Below are 25,337 nucleotides of genomic sequence, written 5' to 3'. Positions count from 1 at the left end.
TTCCTCTAGTGAATGTTTCAGACGGCCTTTGATATTGGGCCGTCTGAAAGGTTACATATTGGCATTTCCACCTGTCAGCGCACCGTTTTCGGCATTACCCCATTCGGATTGGTGCGTTTTTGCTTCATGCAGCAATTCGTCCTTCATAGCTTCGTATTTGGTTGTCGTTTTATTACGGACAGGGTTCATCAAAGGCTTGCTGTCAATTACGCCGCCAGGCAGGATGGCGGGAAATTGCGATTGCGCCCATTTGACAATGCTGATGGCAGGGCTGTTCATCAATAACCGGGCGACGGGTGCGCGCCAGATGATTTGGTCGATAATCCCGTTGGGACGGTAGGCACTGTCGCCGAAGCCGTCGCCGTCAAGGTCAAAGGCGCTGTTATCGCTCCAATAGTTGCCGCGACCACCCTCGCCCCAATCAAGGAAACGGGTGCTGACGTATTTGACTTGGCTTTCGTTGTTGATAAACGAATTATTGAACAGGCTTGTGCCTTCAATGGCCGCGGTAAAGTGAATACCAATTTGACAGTTTTCAAAATGGTTGTCGAAAATTTTATTGTAGTTGGCATTGTAGGCAAACACGCATTTGCCTGCCTTGTTGATCACATTATCGTGAATTTCGGAATAATTGACGTAGTTGAGCATAATGCCTTGGTCGCGGCTGCCAACGGCAATGTTGCCATACACTTTCAGGCGTTCGGAAAACATCAGCACATAACCCATGTTGTTGCCGACGGAGATATTGTTGCTGACTTCGCTGTCATTGGTGTACATATAATGGACGGCAAAGCGTAAGTCGCTAAAACGGTTGCCCTTGTAGGTATTATGAGTACTGGTATTTGAAAAAATACCGTCACGGCCTTTGGAAATATCGTTATCGACCACTTGCGCACCGGGCGCATTCCAGACGGTTACGCCGTTGCCGCGTTCGTTGACGCGCAGGGTTGCATCGCCGATGATTTTATTTTCCCACACCATGGATTCTGCTGCACCATGAATATACACGCCGACAGAATTGTCGATGATGTTGTTATGCTCCACCAGCGCGCGCGTTGCCGTCTCTTCTAAATAGATACCGGCATCCATTGCTGGCAAACTCATGCCGGAATGGGAAACAGTCAGATTGCGCAAAGTTACATCAGGCGCATGAACGGCAACCGTCCTCCCGCTCCGGTCGCCGACAATCTTGGCGGAACGGTCGGCAGGGCCTTCGATGGTAATGGGTTTGTCGATATAGAGTTTGGTTTTGTATGTACCGGAGGCAAGCTTGAGCGTATCGCCGGCTTGGGCGCGCGCCAAAGCATCATTGAGATTGTCTTGTGCGGATACGTTGATGACTGCGGCAAAGGCCGTCTGAACCATGCTGCCAAGCAGCAATACGAGTGCGGCACGTTGCCATTTGGAACGATGGATTTGTGTGTGCGTCATAATCATATCTCTGTTTCAGACGGCCTGCTTGCCGCATGATAAACCGATGCGGAAACAGGTATTTTGGTGTTATAGCAAAGCTGTCTGATGATGGCTTTCATTTTGTGGCCATATCGGCCGACAAACAACTTTGCTATAAAGGCCGTCTGAAAGAATGTTTTTTCAGACGGCCTGAAGAATTAAATCATCAAACCGAAATTATTTTGGTTTAACAATCATTTGGCCAGACATTTCCATGTGCAATGCGTGGCAGAACCATTGGCAGTAGTACCAGTGTACGCCTGGACGGACAGCCTTGAAGGTTACAGAAGATGTAGCTTGCGGGCCAATCTCCATAGCAATGCCATAACCTTCCAAAGTAAAGCCGTGAGTCAAGTCTTCAATGGTCTCAACGTTGGTTACATATACGGTAACTTCGTCGCCTTGGTTCACTTCAAATTGAGGAACGCTGTAAGCAGGCGCAACGGCAGTCATGTACACGCGTACTTTGTTGCCTTCACGTACGACTTTGGCAGCTTTTTCCAGCTCAACACCGTCTTTTTGAGCTTGTTCCAAAGCTTCTTGCCAGAACCATGGGTCTTTGCGGTCCCAAGTTTTGCTTGGGTTCACTTTAGACGCAGCAACCAAGCACAAGTCGTGTGGTTCAGCAAAAGTCGGATTGTCATGCACCAGACGCATTTCGTCGCCGGAGATGTCGATCAATTGGTCACACTCAGGTTTCAAAGGACCGGCATTCAAGAAGCGGTCTTTAGAGAACTTGTTCAAAGATACCAACCATTTACCGTCGGCTTCTTTGGTTTCGCCCATGGTAGTGTGGTTGTGGCCCGGTTGATAGTGAACGTCGAGTTTTTGTTTGATCGGATCGATTTTCTCGCCTTTATAGGCTTTAATCGCATCGTCGATGTTCCATTTCACCATTTGGCTGTCGATAAACAATGTAGTATAGGCATTGCCGCGACCGTCAAATGCAGTGTGTAATGGGCCAAGACCCAGTTGAGGCTCGGCTACGACAACATCGCGCTCTTTGATTTTACCTGCAAACAAGTCATCCAGTTTGCTGACATCCAATACGGTAACGGTTGGAGACAGTTTACCGTTGAGCATGATGTATTTGCCGTCAGGGCTTGCATTACAGCCGTGAGGAGAGTTAGGAACTGGGATGTAACGAGTGTATGGAGAGTTGGCTTCCGCACGACCGTCCAACATTTTCACGCCATTAACTTCTTTGAAGTCGCCTTTTTTGATGCCTTCTTCGATGGCAGCCAGGTTAAATACCACACACCAGTCTTGTTCGTTAGAAGATGCACCTTGTACAGTCAAAGCGCGTTCAGAGTTATAGCAGGTAGAGAAAGAGTATTTACCTTGGTAGTCGGCATCGCCATTATCCAAGTTACCGTCTACCAATACTTGCCATGCGATGTCCATGGTTTCGCCGTCAACTGCAGTATAAACGGCATTCCAAGTTTTAGGATCATCCCATTTGCCTACGCCGTCAACAGGAACGATATGCTCGCCGTTGGCAAATACGTAGCCAGTTTTCGGATAGCGTTGAGGACGCAGACCGTGAACACCTGAAACGTTTGGAATTTCAACGATTTTATCGGTTTTCATCACATCCAAGCGGATACGGCAAACGCGGTTGTTTGCTTTATCGTTGGCATATGCATAGCGGCCGTCGTAAGTTTGATCGGTAAAAGACAAGTGCGGGTGGTGCAAGTCGCCGTTAGGGTAGCAGCGCAGACCGCTGTCTTGCAGGAATTTACGGGTTTCTGGCGTAATTTTTTCATTCAAAATACGCAGGCTCTCGTTGGTACGACCCCAACCGGTAGCGCTGTCCATATTAAATACAGGGATACGCATCAACTCACGCATAGAAGGTACACCGATCAAGCGCATTTCGCCTGATTGACCGCCTGACAAGAAACCGTAGTATTGGTCAAGTTCGCCCGGACCGACTTCGGAAGTTTGTTTGCCCGGTTCGGCAGAATGAGCAGCGGCTTTTTCGGCAGGTGCAGCACCGGAAGCAGCAGCTTTATCACCCTCGCCGTTAGAGCAACCGGCCAAGCCCAACAAACCGGCACCGGCAATACCTGCACCGGAAGCAGCGGCAGTACCTAAGAATGAACGACGGCTTAAGCCGTTTTGTTCTAATTTTTCGTCTGACATACGACACTCCTTGGATAAAATCCGGCGGCCGATTTTTCAGACGGCCTGCCGATGAAAAACTTTCTAAGTCAGGCTGCCGATACAGCCCTCTTTATTTATTTAAAATTACTACTTGTCGACACTGATTGCCGATTCTTTTTTAACAAACTGGACGACTTGTTCTTGGGCATTTTGCGTCGCTGCCGCATCATGCTGTTCAGCTTTTGCCGCCGCTTGTTTTTGTTTTTTCTTATTCGTTGCCACTACTTGAGGACAACGCGTATCGTGATGATACATTACCTGACAATGCAGACATTGGATACATTCGTTCGGATGAATGTCGCCTTCAGGTGCGATTGCCTGTACTGGGCATTCGTGTGTACAAATCTGGCATGGGTTACCGCACATTTTATAACGGCGCAGCCAATCAAACACACGGAAGCGGCCCGGCAATGCAATACCTGCACCCAAAGGACACAGATAACGACAGAAGAAACGTTCGATAAACAAACCGGCAATCAACAAAGCTGCAGCAAATAATACAAACCACCATTCGCGCATGAATTTCAAAATAATTGCAGTTTTGAAAGGCTCAATTTCAGCAAATTTTTCAGCCGTACCCAAATCGTACAGGGAAATTGCCAGCAAAGCGAAGAAAATTACATATTTAATCGCACTCAGACGGGTATGCAACAAGTGTGGCACTGTAATTTGTTTCAGACCCAATTTTTTAGCGATACGGTTGGTTAACTCCTGCAATGCACCGAAAGGACACAGCCATCCACAGAATGTACCGCGGTTCCACAACAGCATGGTCGCCGCTGTAAAGAGCCACAGAATGAATACCAGCGGATCCATCAGGAAGAATTCCCAGTGGAACTCAGTCAAAACAGCTGAGAACAACGTCAAAGTATTCACTACCGATAATTGTGCCTGAGCATACCAGCCGATATAAAACAGCGTAAAGGTCAGGAAACAGAGACGGAATCGGTCATACCATTTTTCGTAACGGACAATCCAATCTTGGAATAGGAATACCAACAGAAGAATTGTCAAAGCAATACCGACAACCACGATTTGACCTTGTTTGGCTTTCCAAACCTGTTTCCAAAGTTGGTTGGAAACACCATCATCACTGGCAGTCGCATCTTCAGCAATACCCGTACTTTCAGGAGCTGAAGCTGCAGCCGCAACTTGCTCAACCGGCGCGCTGATTTCAACAGGTGGAGCTTTTGGATCATCGACATAGTAGCCTTTTGGCAATTCATAATCCAAATCTGCATTCACGAAAGCTTTATCGTTAACGCTCAACACACGTTGAATCATCAGTTGTAAACGCCATGGCTCGGCAGCATCAAATTCCACACCTTCAGGAATGGTAAACCAAGAAACCTCTTTGAATGCAGGCGAACCTTCCGCTGCCAAAGCAACCACGCGCTCATGTTGTGCATCGGTAAAACGGAAGCTGGTATCGCCCTGAATCATTTCGATACGGTCGAAGATACCGCCACGCACATAGCCTGAGCCTTTCCAAGAGTATCGACCTTCCCCGGCAACCATAATAGCCTGTTGACCTGGTTGCAAACGTTTTTGCAGATTATTCCAACCGGCTTCACCTAAAAGACTTTTACCGATAGAAGGTTGGCTGACCAAAGCAACATATAAATCAACGAATGTATCGTTACCATCCCCCTGCTCTGCATGATCTGCAACACCGGCTTTACCGCCTTTTTCAAACAATTTGTTGATATCGTCAACAGAAATATGCAGATGACCAACAGCTTTTTGTTCTAACAGTGCATTCCAAGACTGAATATCTTGTTTATCAGGATTCACAGCACGACGTGGACGGGTTTGAACCGCAGGCGCATTCTCAGCTTGCTCACCAGAAGCGGCAGCAGCACCGGCTTGAGTCGCTTTATCAGTACCCAAATGATATTGATGAATGACCGACTTGACAGAACGCTGAATACTGTCGTTAATCACCATTAACGTTACAGTCGCACCACTGATGATATCAGCAGGAGCCACGCCAGGCTGTGGGGGATTTTTAATAAAATTTAAGCCAATATATTTGTCAATGAATTTATCGACACGGGATTGCGGAATACCAATCAGCATAATTGGTTCATGATGTTCAACCAATTTTGCTCCCGCAATAGTGCCATCATTGGCCAATGCAACCATCGTATCAATCGGCTTACTCGAATAACCGCGCGTATTGACCACATCAGTCGTGATATAAACCAAGCCAAGTTGCTCTTCGCCTTTATATACACGAGCAACCAAAGGCTTACCTTCCGGTTTGCCGTAGCGATCAGCACCAGGAAAAATTTCAGAAGGCTGAATTTTTGCCAAGAAATCAGGCAAGCGCTCCGCGTAAGCAGGCAGGCTTACTATCATCATAGAAAATACAGCAAACAGCACAAGGATTCGTTTCCAAATGCCACTTAAGCACTTCATTTCAAGACAGGACATGGCTATTCCCGATATATCGATACTCTAAACACTTATATTATATGAATCATCTATCAGCAATAATTTGATTAAAATCAAATTTACAAATCTTAAAACCAAATTCTACATACTAATAATACTTTAGAACTACATTAGATGAACCTTTTATTAGCAGGCATGAAACATAGGAAAATCAACTTAATCCAATAACCAGCTATATATTATTAACTTATTTATAATAATACTAAAAATAATTTCTAAAATTTTATTTAGCATATATTAAATAGAATATAACCTGACTTAAATTTCCATAGGCCGTCTGAAAACGAATATCGAAAATACTTTAACCTGCCCTTGCAATGACAAAATATATTTCTTACAAAAACAAAAAGAGCCTGTATAAAACAGGCTCTTTTTCAGGCTAATCTTAAGTCAGATTAGAATTTGTGACGCAGGCCAACAGTACCAGCAGTTTTCTCGTATTTAGTATCGCCTTTGCCTTCTTTCAACCAGCCGGCAGACAACAGGGCAGAAGTGCGTTTAGAGAAGTCGTAGTCAGCACCAACGATAACTTGGTTGTAAGCGCTGTTCTCTTGTTTCACGCCTTCTTCTTTAGCTTTAAAGCCGTGAGCGTAAGAAACACGAGGAGTTACATTACCGAAGCGGTAAGCAGCAGTTGCACCAACTTCAGTACGTTCGTTTTTCTTAGCACCAGCTACGTCAGCTTTGAAGCCTTCGTATTGACCTACAACAGCAACCATCAGGTTGTTAGCATCGTAACCAGCAGTCAGACGGTGAGCTTGGTGATCTTTATAAGTACCAGCAGTCAAAGTAGTGTTGCTGTTGAACGCATCCAGGTAACCAGAAGTCAAGTCAGCACGTTTAGCATAAGAACCAGCGTAGCGACCGAAGAAGCCAGAGTTTTCGTAGTTCAGACCCAAGTCGTAAGACTCACGGCTTTTCACAGTGTGAGTGTATTTGTCGCCAGGGTTAGCATTGTCACGAGGTTGGTATTGTACGCTTGCGCTGAAACCACCCAATACAGGAGTATCGTAACGTACAGATACTTTACGAGAATCTACACGTTTGATTTTACCCAATTGCAGAGCGTCTGCGTTAGCATCACTAGATTCCCAAGGGTCGAAGCTATCGCTGCTGTCTTTCAGAGCAGTGTTCAGGTTACCGGCACGAACTTTACCGAAACCACCTTCCAAACCGATGAAAGATTCACGGTTAGCAAAACCAGAGTCACCACCGGCGATAGAAGTGTTTTGTTCAACTTGCCAAATAGCATTCAGGTTGCTACCCAAGTGTTCGTGGCCTTTGAAACCGATGCGAGAGCCGTAGTCAGCAATCTCAGTAGCAGTTTTAGAAGAAGTCTTACCCTCTTTTACTTTAGAAATTTCTACGCCAGCTTTGATTTGACCGTACAGAGTCACATCAGCCATAGCTGCAACAGGCAGAGCTGCCAAAGTCAGAGCAATCAGAGATTTTTTCATTGCTGTATTCCTTTTCTATTGTGAAGAAATAACTTAAGCAGACCGAACAATCCGCTTAGGCTTACTTTATCGCTGGAATCAGCGATTCCATGACTGTCACTATAATTGTTCCTCTCTAAAAAAACAAACTTTATTCAATCCTCCCCCACCACCTCGGAAACCAAATAAAGGTAGGCACAACCCAAATAATGGAAATTTATTATTTAAAATCAATGATAAATTCCTTCTAAAACCATATTTGCATTTTTACAACACTTTATCAATTTACACATTAATCACGCTATTTTGTTGCTTTTATACCAACAATCCGCAGTTAGGCCGTCTGAAAACCATTACCCAGAACGCTCATCCACTCGGGCAAAGATAGCTGCGTCACTCCAAACTCATCAGGATAGTCAACACCTGTTAGATACAGGCCATCTGACATAAACGTTGGCGGAGCCTTCAATCTACTTTTTGCATGAAAGACCGACTCAAACTCATCCACACTGATTCTGCCACTACCCACATACACCAATGCCCCCATAATATTGCGCACCATATGATGTAAGAATGCATTTCCATGCAAATCAAGGCACAGATAGCGAGAAGTTCCACTAATCTTTGTACTATATAGTGTCTTTATAGGAGACTTCGCCTGACATTCAGCCGCTCGAAAACTGGAAAAGTCATGTTCACCCTCCAATAAGGCAGCAGCCTGCTTCATCAGATTTAAATCTAATTTCAAATGCGTCCACCCTACCCTGCCAACCAATAATGGAGAACGAACCGGTGAGGATTCCAATAAATAACGATAATGGCGGCCATAAGCATCAAATCGAGCATGGAAATGAGGTGCAACTTTTTGCGCAACCAATACAGCAACACCATCAGGCAAATGTGCATTGACACCTCGCACCCATGCTTGCTCCGGACGACTTACTGATGTATCAAAATGCACCACCTGGGCAGTTGCATGCACACCCGTATCCGTCCTTCCCGCAACAACAGTATTAATTTGCTCCCCTGCTATTGAAGACAACGCCCGCTCTAAGGCCGTCTGAACAGTCGGCAAATCTCCCGCCTGTTTTTGCCAACCATAAAAACGGCTACCGTCATAAGAAAGGGTCAAAGCCCAACGCTGCACGAGATGCCCTGTTGTATTTACTTGTTCAGTCATTTCTTATACTTCTTGTAAATTGATATTGTTGCCTACACTCAAGTAACAAATATTAAAAAGGCGTGATCAACACACGCCTCCATTATGTATTTCAGACGGCCTTCATCTTCAACCATCATATAAAGCTGAAATCTTACCCAACTGACAATAGACTCAGCCAAAATCTTGCTTTTTAATTTACCATAAAAAAGATGCCGTCTGAAACGGCATCTTCATTTGACTGGCACTTATGCGCCAAGTTCTTTCATCAGTTTTTGGGCTTTATGCAGAATATCGCCTTCAGCCTCTTCAATCAGCCCTTGCAATGTTTCTCGAGCTGCTTCAGGATCACCGATTTCGATGTACATCTTAGCCAAATCATATTTGGCTTCAAACGGTGCAGTCATGCCGACTGATTCTGAAACAAAGCCTCTTTCACTATTGCTTTTATCAGCGGCCACTGAAACATCTTCAGCTCCCCACTCCAATGCACCTTCTTCAATCACAAACTCAGAAGCAGCTTCTTCTTTCTCTACTTCTTCTTTGGTTTCCTGAATTTGCAAGTCTTGATCTTGCTTGACATCGAATGGCAGCACATGGCTGTCTGAAGCTTCAGGGGTTTCTACCGTAAACTCGAGTGGCTCTTCATTTCTTGACTCAGAGACTTTTTTCTCTGTCGCCAAATCAAACTCAGCAAATGTATTTGCCTGCTCTTCTTTACGTTCCGGCATAACAACAGATACCGGCTGATACGGATTTTCTGGTTCAGGCTCGTACACGCTTTCTGTTGATTCGATATTGTCCCAATCAGCATAGCGACGTTGCTCTGTCTCTGCATCATGCGTTACTGCACCTGAAAGAATACCTGCCTGACTATTGTCAATCTTACCCAAATCAAGTTTGACATCATCGATATTGGAAGATTCTTCTACTTGATTAATAACCACATCATCTTCGATAAACAGACCGTCTTGAGTTTTTTCAGACGGCGTTACTTTAGTTGCAGCAACCGCGGCAGCTGAAGTAGCAACATTTTTCTGTACAGCCTTCTCTTCATCCTTACGGCTTACAGGTGCTGCTTCCGGCTCGTCTTTACGTTTACCGGCAGCTTTCAACAACAACCAAACAGCAATAAGGGCTGCACCGCCTGCCAATAACCATTTCCATAAATTGCCGTCTGATTCGCTTTCTGTTTGCTCCGCGACAGAATCAGTGGTTGCAACAGGCTCGGAAGCCACTACATTCTCTTGAGCATCAGAAGCCATAGCTTCTTGAACATCAGACGCAGGAACAGTCGATGCTGCATTTTCATTAACCGCTGCAGATGCTGCTTGTTCTGCTTGTTCAGCTGAAGCTTGTTTCACTTCTTCCTGTTGCTGTGTATTTACGCCATCATCTTTAACCTGGGCTTCAGTTTGAGCCTCAGGCTGAACAACAGGTTTTTCAGTTTTAGCTTCTGTTGCATTGACGGTTTCATTGCCTTTCTCTGTCGCTGTATTGGTTTTAACAGGAGCAGAAGCAGCCAAGCGTTGCAATTCGCTACGGTTTGGAATATTCAGTACTTTACCTGCCAACATACGGTTGGCATTGTTATCGATAAATACATCCGGATTGGCATTTACCAAAGCCTGGATGGTTTGATCCAAGGTCATACCCTGCGGACGGATGCTGGACGCGATGGCAATCAGGGTTTCACCCGTACGCACCAAATGCTGTCTGCCTGAACGTGAGGCTGTGTCGTTTTTAGCAGAGGCCGTCTGAACTTGTTTTTTCTCAGCCTTACGCTGCACATCCTTACGCGCTTGAGCTATCTGATTACCTGCTGCTTTATTGTTTTTAGTTGCAGGCTGTTGGGCATTGCGTGTCGGTTCGGAGGATTGAGATTCAGTAGCCGGACGGGTACGAACAGATGCAGCATCTTTAGAATCATATCCAGCCGGATCGATAATAGCGGTGTACTCACGCGATTGCGCACCGACACCTACTTGGAAAACCAAAACAGGATCTTTGATGGCTTTAGAAGAGCGGATGGTAACGACCGCCTTATCGCCTGATTTGCGTACCGCTGCGCGCAAATTGCCATTTGAAATAGTGGCCTTACCGCCATTAAGCAGAGCCTGAGCTTCCTCTCCAGTTACAGTGATACTGCCTGTAAAAGGCTCACCCAAATGAGATTGAACATTCAAGCCGCCCAAACCTGCAGAGGCACTGAGCGATGTCATTAAAGCGATAGAAGCTGTAATTAATTTAATATTGTGATGTTTTTTCAAAACTGATCCCCTGTTCGGAAATTATGGTACTAACCAATGTGCGCGCATTTAACCATATATTTACTAGATATTACGTCATGATATATTTTTAACCCATTCCTGCCAAGCAATAGAGGCTATTCAGCCTAAAATTCCTTAGCAAATCTATTACTTTTGCATGCTTGTGTTTCTTTTTTACAAATTTCACCAACCCAAAACAAATATTTCATATAAATATATGTGGTATTAAATTCATAGGGAAAGGTGCAAAAAAACACATCTCCCTGTATGATTAGCATTTACTCAATTAGTTTCATCATTAATATATGAAGGTTTTGAGCGACTTATTCGCCGTATTCTTATTTTTCATCACATACATCATCACCAAAGACATGATTGCCGCAACGACTGTTGCGGTTATCGTCGGCATTGCCCAAGCTGCGCTGACCTTTTGGAAACACCGCAAATTGGACACCATGCAATGGGTCAGCCTGATTTTGATTGTTTTTTTTGGCGGTGCAACGATTCTGCTGAAAGACAACCGCTTTATCATGTGGAAACCGACCGTTCTGTTTTGGATTGGCGCGATCGTCATGCTGTTCAGCCATCTTGCCGGTAAAAACGGGCTTAAAGCCGTCATGGGCAAAGAAATGCAGCTCCCTGATTTTGTATGGACACGCCTGACTTATGCATGGATTGGCTTCCTAATTTTTATGGGTGCGGCCAACCTCTTTGTCTTTACGTATTTTCCAGACCAATGGGTCAATTACAAACTGTTCGGCACATTGGGTTTCACAATCATTTTTTCCATCGCACAGGGTATGTATCTGATGCGTTTCCAGCCTAAGGAGGATCAATAATGGAATATTTTATGCTTTTGGCCACTGATGCCGAAGATGTCCACGAAGCACGCATGGCAGCCCGCCCTGCTCATTTGGCACGCTTGGAAGAATTGAAAGCGCAAGGCCGTCTGCTGACTGCCGGCCCCAATCCTCTACCAGACAATCCGGAACGCGTTTCCGGCAGCCTGATCGTGGCTCAATTTGAATCTTTGGACGCTGCACAAGAATGGGCTGAACAAGACCCTTACGTCGATGCCGGCGTATACGCAGAAGTATTGATTAAACCCTTTAAAGCCGTGTTCAAATGAGCAATATGCGTCAAATTATCGAGGAACGCCTGCGGACGCTTGAGCCTGAGTTCTTCGATTTTGAAGATGAAAGCCATCTGCATGCCGGCCATGCCGGTAATAAAGGCGGCGGGCATTATGCGATATTGGTGGTCAGCAACGCATTTGAAAACATTGGCCGTCTCCAGCGGCAACGTATGATTAAACAGTTTTTGCAGGACTTGTTTTCAGACGGCCTGATTCATGCACTCAGTATCAAAGCGGCCACGCCGGACGAATACTTCCATTAAGATTACTACTCTTAAACTTTGATTTCTAATCATTAATTTATTTCCAATCATTATTTAAAAGAGAAATACGATGAAAAAAACCTACTTTGCTTCAGCCTTGATGCTTGCCCTGACTACCGGCACCCTGTTTGCCCAAACTTTGGTGACCGTCAACGGTCAAGCCATCGACAGCAGCGTTATCGATGACCAAGTTGCTTCCGTACGCGCCAGCAACCCGAACGTTCAAGACACTCCTGAATTGCGTCAAATGCTGACTGAACGCCAAGTTATCAGCACTGTTGTTACCCAAGAAGCTAAAAAATTAAAACTGGATCAAAGCGCTGAATTCAAAACTGCATTGGAGCAAGCGCGTGCCGATGCCGCCAAGCAAGGTGCAGATAAAAAAGCCACATTCAAAACCGAATGGGCAGTTTTCGAAAATGATTTGTTAGGCCAAGCTTTCGCGGCGCATATCGTCCGTCAATATCCTGTCCAAGAAAAAGATGTCAAAGCCGCTTACAACGACTTCAGCAACTTCTATAAAGGTACTCAGGAAGTCCAACTGGGCGAAATCTTAACCGACAGCAGCAGCAATGCCCAAAAAGCCATTGCCGATTTGGACGCGAAAAAAAGCTTTGTTTCGGTATTGAACCAATACTCAATTGACGAAGCGGCCAAAAAAGCCGGCGGCATCCCTAAAGCTTATGTTCCGCTTAAAGATTTGCAAGAATCAGCTCCTCCGCTTTACGCTGCTGTCAAAGACCTGAAAAAAGGTGCGCACACTAAAACGCCGCTGCAAAACGGTAATTTGTATGCCGTTTTCTATGTCAATGACCGTCGTAACGTTACCGTGCCTTCTTACGAAACCGCTAAAAACGAGATTGGCAGCGACTTACAGGCAGCCCGTGTTGATGCGGCGATTCAATCATTGCTGAAAAAAGCCAGCATCAAAGTCAACAAATAATATAACGTGCCCGCCGTGATGGCGGCGGGCAATAAGGAACTCACATGAACATCAAGCCCAAAACTGCCGTTTTGGCTATCCTCGCCCTATCAACCGTCGGTTTGGCAACCGCCAAAGCACCTGAAATCGATCCCGCCCGTATCGACAGCATGGTTGCCGAAGTATTGAGACAGGCCGATCAACATCCCAACCAGACTGCCAAACCCGATGGTCAGGCAATCCGCAAAGATGTGGTTACACGTTTGCAGACTTTGGAAATCTTGAAAAATGAAGCCATCAAAGCTGGTTTGGACAAAGATGCGGAAGTGCAGAATCAGTTTAAAAACGTCGAAGCTGAATTCTATGCCAACCAATACGCTGCTTATCTAGAACGTCAAACCGCAGTTGACGATGCCGAGTTGCGCCGTTTCTACGACCAGCAAACACGCATTATCAAGCTGCAACAAGTCAGCTTTGCTTCAGCCGACGAAGTACGCGCCGCGCAAGAACTGTTGCTCAAAGGCTTGTCATTCGAAGAGCTGATGAAGCGCTATCCTAACCCAGAACAAGAATTTGACGGCTTCATTTCTCCGCAACAGCTTCCTCCCCAACTGGCCGTTGCTTTTTCCGACATGACCCGAGGCGACGTAACGCATGAGCCTATTCAGATGGAAAACCGTTTTTATCTGTTTAAACTCAGTGCAGTAGAGCGTAATCCTAATGCCGAACCTTTCGAACTGGTGCGCAATCAGATTGCCCAAGCTGTCAAACGAGAAAAAGTCGAGAATCAGATCGAACGTATCTTGAAAGAAAACGGCATTACTCCGTAAATTAATTCAATGGTTTCAGGCCGTCTGAGACCATACTCCAACCCAAAGGGCGTGTCTTTTACGCCCTTTTTTACAAACTTCTTTTATTCAAAAACATCATGCGCGCCGTTATCCAAAAAGTTACCCAAGCCAAAGTTGACGTTTTGTCCGAAAACTCCTGCGAAACCTGCGGCAAAATCGACAACGGATTTATGATATTGCTCGGCGTTACCCATACCGATACAGAAACAGACGCCAAATACATTGCAGACAAAACCGCCAACCTGCGTATCTTTGAAGATGAAAACGGCAAATTAAATTTATCGCTCAAAGATGTCGGCGGCTCGATATTGCTGGTTTCCCAGTTTACCCTTTACGCCGATGCGCGCAGCGGCCGCCGCCCATCTTTCTCCAATGCCGCGCCCGCAGAACAAGCCGATAAGCTTTATCAATACACCGCACAACTTCTACGCGAACATGGATTGACTGTCGAAACCGGCAGATTCCAAACCCATATGCAGGTTTCCCTTTGCAATGACGGGCCGGTTACCTTATTGCTTGACTCGCAAAAAACATTCTAAATCCCATCGAAAAAGGCCGTCTGAAATCTTTCAGACGGCCTTTCCATTTCTGATCATTACTAAATCAAGCCTTGCGCTTTCACCCAGTTCACAATATCTGCCTCAACGGCTTCAGGCGAACCCGGATTGTCGATTTTGACACCGTACTCATCAGTACCCAGCTCTTCCAAAATCTCTAGCTGCGAATCCAGCATACCGGCTTTCATATAATGCCCTTGACGCGACAGCATACGTTCAAGATTGATTGTTTGAGGCGGAGTCAGATGAATAAAAGCCACCTTCCCTTCCGCACCACGCAGAATATCGCGATAGTGATGCTTGAGTGCGGAACAAGTAACGATAGAATATTTTTCCCCGTTTTTTGCCTGCTCCGTCATCCAGTCACGCAAATTGCCCAGCCATGGATAGCGGTCTTCATCCGTCAACGGAATACCGGCACCCATCTTGTCGCGATTGGCTTGTGTATGGAAATCATCGCCTTCGGCATACGGACATTGGTTGAGATGTTTTTGCAAAGACAGCGCGGCAGTAGTTTTACCGCAACCGCACACGCCCATCATGACAAAATGTGTCGTCATTTTTCTACTCCTTGTTTATCTAGATTTTAACGGTATTTAAAAACGGGCGGATTGTGTTATCTCAAAAACACTATCCACCCATTCTTCCGATTAAACCAAAACAAACAACACTGACGATAAAGCAAAACCGATGAGTGCGATAAGTGTTTGGTTGACTGTCCATGTCTTCAAGGTCGTCGGCACATCCATATTCAACAGACGGCCGACAAGCCAGAAGCCGGAGTCGTTAAAGTGGCTGCAACCAACGGAACCTGCCGCCGTAGCCAAGACTACGCAAGTAATCTGCCAATCGCTGAAACCTGCCGCCGCAACGGCCGGTGCCATTAACGCGGCAGCGGTAGTCAATGCAACGGTCGCAGAACCTTGCGCAATACGCAAAGCCAAAGCCACCAAGAAACAACCCAGTAAAACAGGAATACCTAAGTCTGCCATACTGTCTGCCAAAGCCTTACCGATACCGGAGGCACGCAACACGCCGCCGAACATACCGCCTGCACCGGTAATCAAAATGACCGAACAAACCGGGCCCAATGCGCCATCGATGGTTTTCTCCAATGCACTGGCTTTTTCGCCACGTTTGCTACCCAATACATACAGGGCTACCAAAACAGAAATCAGCAAAGCAATTGGGGTCGAACCGAGCATTCGGGCAAACTGCACCCAGCCCTCATCCGCACTGACCATTTTCTCGCTGATCAAAGTAGATAAACCGGTATTCAAGAAAATCAACAGCATAGGAATCAGCATAATACCGACGACGGTAGATGCCTTTGCAGGCGCTTTCGGTTGGTCGTTATCTTGCGTACCGCCGCTGAGCAGATCAGGAACGGGCACATGGATGCTGCGGCCCAAAATCTTACCCAATAAATAGCCGCTGAAATACCAAGTAATCAAGGTAACAGGCAAACCCAAAATCAGCAGTTGACCAATATTTGCGCCATAAAATTCAGAAGCGGCAATCGGGCCGGGATGAGGCGGCAGGAAAACGTGCATGACGGAAAATGCGCCAATAGATGCCAACGCATAGGGCAAAACAGTTTGCTTCATGCGGCGTGCCGTTGCAAACACAATCGGCAACATCACCACCAAACCGGCATCAAAGAAAATCGGAAAACCGAAAATCAAAGAAGCTACGCCTAAAGCAAATGGCGCACGATTCTCACCGAAAATCCGAATCAGCGCATCCGCCAAAGACTGGGCACCGCCGGAAGTTTCCACCAAACGGCCGAGCATTGCGCCCAAACCGACCAACAACGCCACGCTGCCGAGCGTACCGCCGAAGTTTTTGACCAATACATCATTAACAATGCTGCCCATAGGCAGACCTGTTACGATGGCAGTCAGCAGGCTGACCAATACCAACGTCAGCAAGGCATGAACGCGCAGTTTTACAATCAAAATCAAGATCAGCAAAATCGCTGCTGCGGCAATACCGAGCAAAGTACCGGCACTCAGCGTTTGAGTCCATCCATCCATTTTGAAGCCTTTCTCTGTAAGAAAAATACAAACTTATTAATGTTTCTTAACACACGTAGATAAGATAACACATTTCACTATGGATTCATACGGCTGGATTTAGTCAAAATATAAACTTCTCTTTTTCAAAACCCTTTTTGTAAGATGCTTGATAAATAAGGATTACAACGAAAAACAAGGGTGACAAAAAGGCCGTCTGAAACGTAGTTAATTTTCAGACGGCCTGACATCATTCTTCTCGATAAAATAGAAACGAATATTTTTTCAATTACCTAAAATCAAGTATTTTCGGCTTATGCCTTGGTAAAAATCACCCCATTTCCCAAACGTAATTCCGGCAGTTTGGTATTAAAATCCAGCCCATTGAGGCATGAGGGACTGTTACGCATTACTGCTTCGATTTCGGCAAAATCCTCGGTCAAAAATTTTAGCCGAATCAAAAGAATCTGGACAGTAATGTTTTACGATTCCCCGAACATTCATCATGCTTTTTCTTAAAAACTGAAAGTGCCATGATACAAAGGCCGTCTGAAAAATTCTTCAGACGGCCTTGATTCTTAAACTTCTGCCGGTGGTTGCGGTGTATCCTCATCTTCCTGCTGCGTTTTCGCTTTGGCAAAACGGCTGAACCAAATACCAGCTTCGTAGAGCAGAATCAGCGGAACGGCAAGCAGGGTTTGGGAAATTACGTCAGGCGGCGTGATGATTGCGGCCACGATAAACGCACCCACGATAACATACGGACGGGCGTTCTTAAGCTGAGCGGTCGAAACAATGCCCATTTTTGCAAGCAACACCACAACAACGGGCACTTCAAACGTCGTACCAAATGCGACAAACATGCCCAAAATAAAGGACAGGTATTTGTCGATATCGGTCGCCATATTGACGCCGACAGGGGTTACACCAGCCAAGAATTTGAAAATAACGGGAAATACCAAAAAATAGGCAAACGCCATACCGACGAAGAAAAGCGTTACGCTGGACAACACCAGCGGCGTAATCAAACGCTTTTCGTTTTGGTATAAAGCCGGGGCGACAAACGCCCAGACTTGATACAGCGTGTGCGGCAAGGACAGCAGAAACGCCGCCATCAGGGTAACCTTGACCGGCACAAAAAACGGCGCGATCACATCGGTCGCAATCATGCTGGTATCTTTAGGCAGATTGGCCATCAATGGTTCTGCAACAAAAGTATAGAGCTGCTGGGCAAACGGCATCATGCCCAAGAAGCAGACGACGATACCGATGACGATCCACATCATGCGGCGGCGCAGCTCGAGAAGATGCTCGATAAGCGGTTGGACGGGTTGTTCGTGTTGAGGTTCGGACACCGGTTGACTCACTTTTTACTTACGGACGCGCAGTTTGGGCTTAGCGTGGAATTTCGGGCGCATATCGCGTTTGCGGCTCATCGCCTGCTTACGCAAAGAAGTCGTATGCAGCGGAGGAACATCGGCAACAGGGGATTCGATATAGCTGACTTCAACCGCAGGAGCAGGTGAAACTGAAGCCGTCAAATACTCACGCCAAGCGCGGTCTTGCTCGGACTCGGCATTTTCAGCCTCGACAAGCTCTTGGGTTTGTACTGCCCCACCCTGCTCAGAAGCTTGGATTGCACTTTCGTTCTCTGTACCGTTTGAAGCCAAATCCGACAAAGGATTACCCAACTCGTCCACACCAAAATCGGCAGGCGTTTTCTGTTCGGGCAGGCGTTCCCACGGCTTAAGGCCGTCTGAAATATCGCTCAGATTTTTTTGTGCATCGTTGCCCAAGTCTTTGATACCGTCGCGAAACTCCGAAGCAGCAGCTTCAAATTCCTGCTTGACTTTGCGCAATTCGTCCAACTCAGCCTGAGTGTTGAGCTCCTGCTTGACGTTGTTGACGAAGCCTTGCAATTTACCGACCAAACGCCCGGCCGTGCGCGCGGCTTGCGGCAGACGTTCGGGGCCAAGCACTATCAGGGCGACAACACCGACCAGCAGCAATTCGCCCAAACCGAAATCAAACATGGATTATGCTTTGTCTTCGTCTTTTTTGTGTTCGATGACTTCGTCTTTTTGGCATCTTTGCCGTCTGTACCTTCGTTCAGGCCTTGTTTGAAGTCATGCACTGCGCCGCCGAGGTCTTTGCCGACGTTGCGCAATTTTTTGGTACCGAATACCAAAACGACAATAATCAGTACGATAATCCAGTGCCAAAGAGAGAAGCTACCCATGATAAATCCTTGAATTTGTTTAATTTAAAAAGAGATAATAATTATGCGGGCGTACCCATGATATGGATATGCAGGTGGAAGACTTCCTGTCCGCCGCCTTTACCTGTGTTGACCAGGGTTTTGAAACCGTCGGTCAAACCTGCCTCTTGAGCGATTTGAGGGACTTTCAACATCATTTTACCCAACAGGGTTTGATGTTCGGCAGTGGCGTGTGCCAGTGAATCGAAGTGTACTTTCGGAATCAGCAGCAGATGTACCGGCGCGGCAGGGCGGATGTCTTTGAAACAAAGCATCTCATCGTCTTCGTAAACGGTTTGTGCCGGAATATCTTTGGCGGCGATTTTGCAGAAAATACAATTATCCATAATGGCTCCAATGGCCGTCTGAAAACGGGTGCAACGGGTTTCGCTAAACAAAGTGAAATCGTTTTTCCCCAAGAGACGGATTCTGAAACAGGTCAAATACGGGATTGTAATATAAATTCAAGATTCTTTGCGAGAAGCTTTTTCCACCAATCCCGACAAACCTTGACGGCGCGCAAGCTCGTTGACCACATCTTCGGCACGCAATCCGTGATGCGCCAATAAAACCATGGTGTGAAACCACAAATCTGCCACTTCGTAAACCAAATGTTCGCCGCCGCCATCTTTAGAGGCCATCAAGGTTTCACCTGCTTCCTCGATGACTTTTTTCAAAATCTTGTCTTCGCCTTTGTGCAACAGTTGGGCAACGTAAGAAGCATCGGGATCGCCGCCTTTACGCGAATCGATGACGTTTTGGATTTGGGTAAGGATGGTATCGGTCATGGTCGGTTTCTCTTATTTCTTTCAGACGGCCTTAAGGATATTTATGTCCGTAAATCGCTTCTTCGTCTTTCAACACAGCATCCACTGTCTGCCATGCGCCCTCTTGCCAAACTTTGTAAAAGCAGCTTTCGCGCCCGGTATGACAGGCAATGCCGCCGTTTTGTTCAATCAACATAACCACAGCGTCGCCATCGCAATCCAGGCGCAATTCGTGTACTTTTTGCGTATGCCCGGACTCTTCGCCCTTCATCCATTGTTTTTGGCGGGAACGGCTGTAATAGTGGGCAAAACCGGTTTCTACGGTTTTTTGCAGGGCTTCGGCGTTCATCCAGGCAACCATCAGCACACGGCGTGTCTGCCAATCTTGGGCAATGGCGCAAACCAAACCTTTTTCATCAAATTTTACGGCATTCAGCAGCGTTTCGTTTATATTCGACATTCGCGTCTTTCTCCCATATTTTTCAGACGGCCTTTGGGTAGCAATCACAAACGCACTTCGATTCCTGCTTCGCGCATGGCCAGTTTTGCTTCGCAGATACTCGCTTCGCCAAAGTGGAAAATACTGGCGGCCAATACCGCATCGGCCTTCCCTTCTTTAATACCGTCCACCAAGTGTTGAACCGAACCGACGCCGCCGGAAGCAATGACCGGAATATCGACCGCTTCACTGACCGCGCGTGTCAACGGCAGGTTGAAACCTTGCTTGGTGCCGTCCCGGTCCATGCTGGTCAGCAAAATCTCGCCCGCGCCGCGCCGCTGCATTTCGACAGCCCATTCCACCGCATCCAAACCGGTCGGATTACGTCCGCCGTGGGTAAAAATTGCCCAACGGGTGTTTTCAGGGTTGACCGCTTTGGCATCGACAGCAACGACAATCGCTTGCGAACCAAAAAAACCGGCCGCTTCGTTGACCAAATCAGGATTGGTTACGGCAGCCGTATTGATGCTGGCCTTATCGGCACCGGCATTGAGCAGGCGGCGGATATCGGCAACCGTACGCACACCGCCGCCGACTGTCAATGGAATAAAAACTTGCGAAGCGACCGCCTCGATAACGTGCAAAATAGTATCGCGATTGTCGCTGGAAGCGGTGATGTCCAAAAAGGTCAACTCATCCGCACCTTCATCATTGTAGCGTTTGGCAACGTCAACCGGATTGCCTGCATCTCGCAAACCCAAAAAGTTGACGCCTTTTACCACGCGGCCGTCTTTTACATCCAGACAAGGAATAATTCGTTTTGCCAATGCCATACCCAATACCTCTTATCCGTTATCAGGCCGTCTGAAACCGTCAGGCCAAAAATTTGCCCAACCAATCCGGCAAATGTTGCAACAATTGAAAATAACCGATACCGGCCATCATCGCCAACACGCAGGAAATAATAAAATTGCTGTCGATACGGCCGACAATGGCGAAAATCAAACCGGCAAATGCCCATATTATCCCGTTGAAAATCATCCAATAGGTATCGATAATCGGCAAATCAAACGCCGTCAGCTGCCGCAATATCACTGCAATCAGTGTAAACCACAAACTTTCGCTTAGCGGATACACTTCGCGGTCAGATGACCAGATAATCCAAAAACCCAAAACAAACGCTTCAAGCATACCAATCCCTTAATAAAATAAGATATTGAGTGAGTTGTTTTTTATAATTATTTCAGACAGATTTTAAGTTTAAGGACTTTGCAAAATGCCGCTTTTGAAGGCATTTCCAGCTATACGCCAACTCCTGCGCTGTTACCCCTTGCAAAGCCCTAATCTGCATAATTAAACGCACTTAGGTCAAGCCAAAGAATCGGCCAGTTTTTGTGCCTGTGCGAAATCAATACTTCCCTCATAAATTGCGCGGCCGGTAATCGCACCGCTCACACCCTCTTTTTCAACGGCACACAATGCGTGGATATCGTCCAAATTCGTCAAGCCGCCGGAAGCGGTAATCGGGATATTCACTGATTGAGCCAATTTGACGGTAGCTTCGATATTCACCCCGCTCATCATGCCGTCGCGACCGATATCGGTATAAATAATGCTGCTGACACCATCGTCTTCAAAACGCTTGGCCAAATCAACGACATGGTGTTCCGTTACCGTTGCCCAACCATCTATCGCCACCATACCGTCTTTGGCATCCAAACCGACGATAATCTGACCCGGAAATGCCTTACATGCTTCGCGCACAAATTCAGGATTTTTTACCGCGGCCGTACCGATAATCACATCGGTCAGACCCAAATCCAAATACTTTTCGATGGTGCCCAAATCACGGATACCGCCACCAAGCTGTACCGGAATATCTTTGGCTACGGCGGCCAAAATTTCTTTAATCGCCGGAAAATTTTGAGGAACGCCTGCGAATGCGCCGTTCAAATCAACCAAATGCAAACGGCGTGCGCCTTGATTGCGCCAATGCAAAGCCATCTCTGCCGGCGAATCGGAAAACACCGTCGCCTGCTCCATCAAGCCTTGTTTTAAGCGAACACAGCGTCCTTCTTTCAAATCAATGGCAGGTATCAACAGCATTTTCTTCTCCTCTATTCAATTTCAGTATATTTTACACAAATTAGCGATTTTTAGCAGATTTATGTTAAAAGCCTCAAATCTGCCAATTTAAAAAATTACGCAGCAGCAGCAATCCTGCCTGATGGCTTTTTTCCGTGTGAAACTGTGTGGCAAACACATTGTCCTTACCGACAATGCAGGCAAATTCATTCGGATATTCGCTGATGCCTAAAATAATCTCTTCATTTTTCAGTGCAAAATAATAACTGTGAACAAAATAAAAATACTCGTTCTGCCCAATGTCTTGAAATAAAGGGTGCGGACGGGTTTGGCGCACTGTATTCCAACCCATATGCGGCACTTTCAGACGGCCTCCCTGTGCATCGGTTTGATTGGGCAAAAACCGTTTTACTTGACCTTCAAACCAACCCAAACCATCTGTATCGCCTTCTTCGCTGTGTTCAAACAATAATTGCGCACCTACGCAAATTCCAAAAAACGGCTTGTTTTTCAGGCCGTCTGAAACTGCCTCACCCAAACCGCTTGCCTTTAGCGCCGACATACAATCCGGCATGGCACCCTGCCCCGGAAAGATAACCTTATCCGCCGCCATCACCTCTTCAGGCCGCGAAGTCAGATAAATTTCGGCATTTTGATTGGACAAAACCTGCGCCGCCTGAACAGATTTCAATACTGAGTGCAGGTTTCCCATTCCATAATCGACAATCGCTACTTTCATTGCTTCTCCTCAGGCCGTCTGAAAACATTTAATGATTAATATAATAATAAGAATGATTGTAGCAAAAGATGGTTTAAAACAAAATATTGTCGATATACAAGACAAATAATAAAAGGCCGTCTGAAATCCCGATCGGTTTCAGACGGCCTTTATTCATTCACACGATGCCTTATTCTTCAGACGCGGCTTCTGCTTCTTCTTGAACAGATTCTTCACTCAGCGTGCCTTTGGTAGAAGGCGTTTGACCAATCATGCGCGGATCGTATTCAACTGCCATGCGCAGGGCGCGACCGAAGGCTTTGAAAACAGTCTCGGCTTGATGGTGCGCATTACGGCCGCTCAAGTTATCGATGTGCAAGGTCATCATGCTGTGGTTCACAAGACCATGGAAAAATTCTTCAAACAAATCGACATCAAAACGGCCGATCAGGGCGCGGGTAAAGTCGATGTTGTACACCAAACCAGGGCGGCCGGAAAGGTCGATAACCACACGGCTCAACGCTTCATCCAACGGAACATAGGCATGACCGTAACGGGTAATGCCGGCTTTATTGCCAAGCGCTTGTTTCAGTGCCTGACCCAATACGATACCGATGTCTTCAACCGTGTGATGGTCGTCAATGTGCAAATCGCCTTTGCAGGTAATATCCAAGTCAATCAAACCATGACGCGCCACTTGGGCAAGCATGTGTTCAAGGAAAGGAACGCCGGTATCCAGACGATATTTGCCGGTACCGTCAAGATTGAGGCTGACGGTGATTTGGGTTTCGCAGGTATTGCGGGTAACGGTAACAAAACGGCCTTCGGTTGGAACACCAGCTTCGACTGCTTCGACAGTTTGTTTTTCCAAACGCGCGGCTTCAACCGCTGCTGCTTTTTCTTGGTCTTTGCTGTGATCACGGTTCAGCCAGCCTTTGCGTTTGTGCATGCCGGATTCCAACTTCGCAGCCAAGCTCGGACGAATGCCGCGTGCAGACTCATCGCCTGCTTGTTGTTCCAAACGGCGTTTGAGCTGAGACAAAGAGGCGGAGTTTTCATAACCGCATGCGCGTGCAAGCTTGGTCAATGAGCCGGCTTCTTCAACCAGTAACAGAAAATTGGTCAAATGCAGTTGAGCTTTGTTCATAATGGTAGTTTCCTTGAAATCAAAGATTGGAGTAAAGGTTTTTAATAACAGCCAAGACGGCATCATTTTGCGCTGCCGAGCCTATGGTTATGCGAACACACTGATCCAAAAGCGGATGGCTGCCATGCAGTTTTTTAATCAGTACGCGGTTTTGCTTCAATGTTTCAAACAGTTCGTTCGCATCAGGTACGCGAACGGTAATAAAGTTGGCTTCGCTCGGAAAAACTTCCAAACGGTTTAATTTCAACAATTCATTCATCACGCGCGAACGCTCGTTTTTTAATGTATCAATGTTTTGCTGAATGATTGGATGATGCTTCAATGAGAATTTCGCCGCCGCCAAGCTTAATTGATTCATATTGTAAGGCGGAAGGATTTTGGCCAGCTCACCCATAATGCTTGGACTTGCCGCCGCATACCCCATCCGCAAGCCGGCAAAGCCGATTTTACTAATGGTGCGCATTACGACCAGATTTTCAACCTCTCCCGCCCACGGAAGGAAACTGTCATGATGAAACGCGCCATATGCCTCATCGACAACCACAATGCCGGTTGCCGCACGAATGACCGCCTCTACTTCTTCTCGTTTAAAACATACGCCGGTAGGGTTATTGGGATAGGCAATAAAAATTAATGACGGCTGATGTTGCTCAATCGCAGACAAAACAGCAGGAAGATTTAAAGAGAAATCCGGATTTAAGGGGACGCCGACATATTCCATGCCATAAAGTGCGGCATTATGACGATACATAACGAAACTTGGCTCAATACCCAATACACGCGCATTTAGTTTGGCAACCAGCATAGTCAAAAACTGGATAAGCTCATCGGAGCCGTTACCCAACGCGATTTCCGCTTTATCGGGAATACCGAAAACTTCCCTCAATTCTTCATAAATACCGCTCTTGGCAGTATGGGGATACAAATGAATCGGTGCCTGCTTTGCCAAGTCCGCCCATTCTGACAATAAAGATTCATACCCGGCGAAAGGATGATGCGGACACTCCATGGCGTCCAACTTAATAAAACCTTCCGGCAAATCGGCAACCTGATAGGCTGTCATTACTTTAATATCATCACGGATAACATCAGCAACGCGATTCATGGTTTTCTATCCTCCTGAGATAAAGTATTTATAATAGTAGCACAATCTTTACTAGATATATATATTAATAAGACTATAAAACAAGATAAAGTTTCATTCGTTTGAAGAAAAAACAATAAATCCTTTCTTCAGCATC

The 25,337-nt window shown here is 46.4% G+C and carries 25 protein-coding genes and 1 pseudogene; 6 read left to right on the top strand and 20 right to left on the bottom strand.

The window, feature by feature from the left end:
- Window positions 1-51: 51 nt before the first annotated feature.
- The 6 genes from KCG54_RS02740 to KCG54_RS02715 all read right to left on the bottom strand — a co-directional run bounded on the left by KCG54_RS02740 (window position 52) and on the right by KCG54_RS02715 (window position 10,892).
- Window positions 52-1,431 carry a nitrous oxide reductase family maturation protein NosD gene (locus KCG54_RS02740; RefSeq protein ID WP_432761017.1) on the bottom strand — a complete coding sequence of 460 codons (1,380 nt, stop codon included), beginning with the start codon at window positions 1,429-1,431 and terminating at the stop codon, window positions 52-54.
- 198 nt (window positions 1,432-1,629) lie between these two features.
- Window positions 1,630-3,597, bottom strand: coding sequence for a TAT-dependent nitrous-oxide reductase (gene nosZ / locus KCG54_RS02735; RefSeq protein ID WP_036493194.1), 1,968 nt, complete (start codon window positions 3,595-3,597; stop codon window positions 1,630-1,632).
- 108 nt (window positions 3,598-3,705) lie between these two features.
- Window positions 3,706-5,982: a NosR/NirI family protein gene (locus tag KCG54_RS02730; protein WP_254324575.1), complete on the bottom strand. Its 2,277-nt coding sequence runs from the start codon at window positions 5,980-5,982 to the stop codon at window positions 3,706-3,708.
- Between the two features lie 488 nt (window positions 5,983-6,470).
- A complete protein-coding gene (porB, locus tag KCG54_RS02725; protein ID WP_254324574.1) occupies window positions 6,471-7,532 on the bottom strand; it encodes a trimeric porin PorB in 1,062 nt (353 codons plus the stop codon).
- 313 nt (window positions 7,533-7,845) lie between these two features.
- Window positions 7,846-8,691, bottom strand: coding sequence for a tRNA pseudouridine(38-40) synthase TruA (gene truA, locus KCG54_RS02720; RefSeq protein ID WP_254324573.1), 846 nt, complete (start codon window positions 8,689-8,691; stop codon window positions 7,846-7,848).
- A 227-nt stretch (window positions 8,692-8,918) separates the two neighbouring features.
- The gene (locus KCG54_RS02715) at window positions 8,919-10,892 is read right to left on the bottom strand and encodes a FimV/HubP family polar landmark protein (RefSeq protein ID WP_254324982.1); all 1,974 of its coding nucleotides are present in this window, start codon (window positions 10,890-10,892) and stop codon (window positions 8,919-8,921) included.
- 353 nt (window positions 10,893-11,245) lie between these two features.
- Here KCG54_RS02715 and KCG54_RS02710 point away from each other — a divergent pair, with 353 nt between their 5' ends.
- From KCG54_RS02710 to dtd, 6 genes are all read left to right on the top strand, one after another.
- Window positions 11,246-11,779, top strand: a complete 534-nt coding sequence (locus KCG54_RS02710; RefSeq protein ID WP_107724141.1) for a septation protein A — start codon at window positions 11,246-11,248, stop codon at window positions 11,777-11,779.
- Entirely contained in the window at window positions 11,779-12,069 is a 291-nt protein-coding gene (locus KCG54_RS02705; protein WP_004519663.1) for a YciI family protein, read from the top strand. Before KCG54_RS02710 ends, KCG54_RS02705 begins: the two co-directional genes overlap by 1 nt.
- Window positions 12,066-12,338, top strand: a complete 273-nt coding sequence (locus tag KCG54_RS02700) for a BolA family protein (RefSeq protein WP_254324572.1) — start codon at window positions 12,066-12,068, stop codon at window positions 12,336-12,338. The genes KCG54_RS02705 and KCG54_RS02700 overlap by 4 nt, the downstream gene beginning before the upstream one ends.
- 70 nt (window positions 12,339-12,408) lie before the next feature.
- Window positions 12,409-13,281 (top strand): peptidylprolyl isomerase, encoded by an 873-nt coding sequence (locus KCG54_RS02695; protein ID WP_101755918.1) that lies wholly within the window; start codon window positions 12,409-12,411, stop codon window positions 13,279-13,281.
- A 44-nt stretch (window positions 13,282-13,325) separates the two neighbouring features.
- Entirely contained in the window at window positions 13,326-14,090 is a 765-nt protein-coding gene (locus KCG54_RS02690; protein WP_254324571.1) for a peptidyl-prolyl cis-trans isomerase, read from the top strand.
- Window positions 14,091-14,188: 98 nt separating this feature from the next.
- The gene (gene dtd, locus KCG54_RS02685) at window positions 14,189-14,650 is read left to right on the top strand and encodes a D-aminoacyl-tRNA deacylase (protein ID WP_254324570.1); all 462 of its coding nucleotides are present in this window, start codon (window positions 14,189-14,191) and stop codon (window positions 14,648-14,650) included.
- 59 nt (window positions 14,651-14,709) lie between these two features.
- Here dtd and KCG54_RS02680 read toward each other — a convergent pair whose 3' ends face one another.
- The 14 genes and pseudogenes from KCG54_RS02680 to hisC form a co-directional block, all read right to left on the bottom strand.
- A complete protein-coding gene (locus tag KCG54_RS02680; protein ID WP_107724138.1) occupies window positions 14,710-15,228 on the bottom strand; it encodes a gluconokinase, GntK/IdnK-type in 519 nt (172 codons plus the stop codon).
- Window positions 15,229-15,318: 90 nt separating this feature from the next.
- The gene (locus KCG54_RS02675; protein ID WP_049331176.1) at window positions 15,319-16,704 is read right to left on the bottom strand and encodes a GntP family permease; all 1,386 of its coding nucleotides are present in this window, start codon (window positions 16,702-16,704) and stop codon (window positions 15,319-15,321) included.
- Between the two features lie 557 nt (window positions 16,705-17,261).
- Window positions 17,262-18,038: a twin-arginine translocase subunit TatC gene (gene tatC / locus KCG54_RS02670; RefSeq protein WP_039862097.1), complete on the bottom strand. Its 777-nt coding sequence runs from the start codon at window positions 18,036-18,038 to the stop codon at window positions 17,262-17,264.
- A gap of 15 nt (window positions 18,039-18,053) precedes the next feature.
- Window positions 18,054-18,716, bottom strand: coding sequence for a Sec-independent protein translocase protein TatB (gene tatB / locus KCG54_RS02665; RefSeq protein WP_254324569.1), 663 nt, complete (start codon window positions 18,714-18,716; stop codon window positions 18,054-18,056).
- Between the two features lie 3 nt (window positions 18,717-18,719).
- Window positions 18,720-18,922: pseudogene (tatA, locus tag KCG54_RS02660) on the bottom strand (Sec-independent protein translocase subunit TatA).
- A gap of 41 nt (window positions 18,923-18,963) precedes the next feature.
- Window positions 18,964-19,287: a histidine triad nucleotide-binding protein gene (locus tag KCG54_RS02655; protein WP_254324981.1), complete on the bottom strand. Its 324-nt coding sequence runs from the start codon at window positions 19,285-19,287 to the stop codon at window positions 18,964-18,966.
- Between the two features lie 117 nt (window positions 19,288-19,404).
- Window positions 19,405-19,728 (bottom strand): phosphoribosyl-ATP diphosphatase, encoded by a 324-nt coding sequence (locus KCG54_RS02650; RefSeq protein ID WP_003679440.1) that lies wholly within the window; start codon window positions 19,726-19,728, stop codon window positions 19,405-19,407.
- 31 nt (window positions 19,729-19,759) lie between these two features.
- Window positions 19,760-20,167, bottom strand: a complete 408-nt coding sequence (gene hisI / locus KCG54_RS02645) for a phosphoribosyl-AMP cyclohydrolase (RefSeq protein WP_432761016.1) — start codon at window positions 20,165-20,167, stop codon at window positions 19,760-19,762.
- Window positions 20,168-20,211: 44 nt separating this feature from the next.
- Window positions 20,212-20,979, bottom strand: a complete 768-nt coding sequence (gene hisF, locus KCG54_RS02640; protein ID WP_254324568.1) for an imidazole glycerol phosphate synthase subunit HisF — start codon at window positions 20,977-20,979, stop codon at window positions 20,212-20,214.
- A gap of 40 nt (window positions 20,980-21,019) precedes the next feature.
- Window positions 21,020-21,337 carry a hypothetical protein gene (locus KCG54_RS02635; protein WP_036493171.1) on the bottom strand — a complete coding sequence of 106 codons (318 nt, stop codon included), beginning with the start codon at window positions 21,335-21,337 and terminating at the stop codon, window positions 21,020-21,022.
- A 177-nt stretch (window positions 21,338-21,514) separates the two neighbouring features.
- Window positions 21,515-22,252 carry a 1-(5-phosphoribosyl)-5-[(5-phosphoribosylamino)methylideneamino]imidazole-4-carboxamide isomerase gene (gene hisA, locus KCG54_RS02630; protein WP_254324567.1) on the bottom strand — a complete coding sequence of 246 codons (738 nt, stop codon included), beginning with the start codon at window positions 22,250-22,252 and terminating at the stop codon, window positions 21,515-21,517.
- Between the two features lie 73 nt (window positions 22,253-22,325).
- Window positions 22,326-22,970, bottom strand: coding sequence for an imidazole glycerol phosphate synthase subunit HisH (gene hisH / locus KCG54_RS02625; RefSeq protein WP_254324566.1), 645 nt, complete (start codon window positions 22,968-22,970; stop codon window positions 22,326-22,328).
- A gap of 169 nt (window positions 22,971-23,139) precedes the next feature.
- The gene (hisB, locus tag KCG54_RS02620) at window positions 23,140-24,096 is read right to left on the bottom strand and encodes an imidazoleglycerol-phosphate dehydratase HisB (protein ID WP_070606862.1); all 957 of its coding nucleotides are present in this window, start codon (window positions 24,094-24,096) and stop codon (window positions 23,140-23,142) included.
- A 19-nt stretch (window positions 24,097-24,115) separates the two neighbouring features.
- On the bottom strand, window positions 24,116-25,201 hold the full coding sequence (hisC, locus tag KCG54_RS02615) for a histidinol-phosphate transaminase (RefSeq protein ID WP_254324565.1): 1,086 nt from the start codon (window positions 25,199-25,201) through the stop codon (window positions 24,116-24,118).
- Window positions 25,202-25,337: the final 136 nt, after the last annotated feature.

This window comes from Neisseria subflava, assembly GCF_024205705.1.
Lineage (GTDB): Bacteria > Pseudomonadota > Gammaproteobacteria > Burkholderiales > Neisseriaceae > Neisseria > Neisseria subflava_D.
This window is presented reverse-complemented; position numbering and strand designations above follow the sequence as displayed.

Coding starts and splice junctions, on each gene's coding strand:
- KCG54_RS02715 (WP_254324982.1), bottom strand. CDS start 10,892: ATGACATCGCTCAGTGCCTCTGCAGGTTTGGGCGGCTTGAATGTTCAA.
- hisC (WP_254324565.1), bottom strand. CDS start 25,201: ATGAATCGCGTTGCTGATGTTATCCGTGATGATATTAAAGTAATGACA.
- KCG54_RS02730 (WP_254324575.1), bottom strand. CDS start 5,982: ATGATGATAGTAAGCCTGCCTGCTTACGCGGAGCGCTTGCCTGATTTC.
- KCG54_RS02680 (WP_107724138.1), bottom strand. CDS start 15,228: ATGACGACACATTTTGTCATGATGGGCGTGTGCGGTTGCGGTAAAACT.
- KCG54_RS02675 (WP_049331176.1), bottom strand. CDS start 16,704: ATGGATGGATGGACTCAAACGCTGAGTGCCGGTACTTTGCTCGGTATT.
- KCG54_RS02695 (WP_101755918.1), top strand. CDS start 12,409: ATGAAAAAAACCTACTTTGCTTCAGCCTTGATGCTTGCCCTGACTACC.
- nosZ (WP_036493194.1), bottom strand. CDS start 3,597: ATGTCAGACGAAAAATTAGAACAAAACGGCTTAAGCCGTCGTTCATTC.
- KCG54_RS02650 (WP_003679440.1), bottom strand. CDS start 19,728: ATGACCGATACCATCCTTACCCAAATCCAAAACGTCATCGATTCGCGT.
- hisA (WP_254324567.1), bottom strand. CDS start 22,252: ATGCTGTTGATACCTGCCATTGATTTGAAAGAAGGACGCTGTGTTCGC.
- hisI (WP_432761016.1), bottom strand. CDS start 20,167: ATGTCGAATATAAACGAAACGCTGCTGAATGCCGTAAAATTTGATGAA.
- tatB (WP_254324569.1), bottom strand. CDS start 18,716: ATGTTTGATTTCGGTTTGGGCGAATTGCTGCTGGTCGGTGTTGTCGCC.
- KCG54_RS02740 (WP_432761017.1), bottom strand. CDS start 1,431: ATGACGCACACACAAATCCATCGTTCCAAATGGCAACGTGCCGCACTC.
- KCG54_RS02710 (WP_107724141.1), top strand. CDS start 11,246: ATGAAGGTTTTGAGCGACTTATTCGCCGTATTCTTATTTTTCATCACA.
- KCG54_RS02690 (WP_254324571.1), top strand. CDS start 13,326: ATGAACATCAAGCCCAAAACTGCCGTTTTGGCTATCCTCGCCCTATCA.
- KCG54_RS02635 (WP_036493171.1), bottom strand. CDS start 21,337: ATGCTTGAAGCGTTTGTTTTGGGTTTTTGGATTATCTGGTCATCTGAC.
- porB (WP_254324574.1), bottom strand. CDS start 7,532: ATGAAAAAATCTCTGATTGCTCTGACTTTGGCAGCTCTGCCTGTTGCA.
- KCG54_RS02655 (WP_254324981.1), bottom strand. CDS start 19,287: ATGGATAATTGTATTTTCTGCAAAATCGCCGCCAAAGATATTCCGGCA.
- hisF (WP_254324568.1), bottom strand. CDS start 20,979: ATGGCATTGGCAAAACGAATTATTCCTTGTCTGGATGTAAAAGACGGC.
- dtd (WP_254324570.1), top strand. CDS start 14,189: ATGCGCGCCGTTATCCAAAAAGTTACCCAAGCCAAAGTTGACGTTTTG.
- truA (WP_254324573.1), bottom strand. CDS start 8,691: ATGACTGAACAAGTAAATACAACAGGGCATCTCGTGCAGCGTTGGGCT.
- hisB (WP_070606862.1), bottom strand. CDS start 24,096: ATGAACAAAGCTCAACTGCATTTGACCAATTTTCTGTTACTGGTTGAA.
- hisH (WP_254324566.1), bottom strand. CDS start 22,970: ATGAAAGTAGCGATTGTCGATTATGGAATGGGAAACCTGCACTCAGTA.
- KCG54_RS02700 (WP_254324572.1), top strand. CDS start 12,066: ATGAGCAATATGCGTCAAATTATCGAGGAACGCCTGCGGACGCTTGAG.
- KCG54_RS02705 (WP_004519663.1), top strand. CDS start 11,779: ATGGAATATTTTATGCTTTTGGCCACTGATGCCGAAGATGTCCACGAA.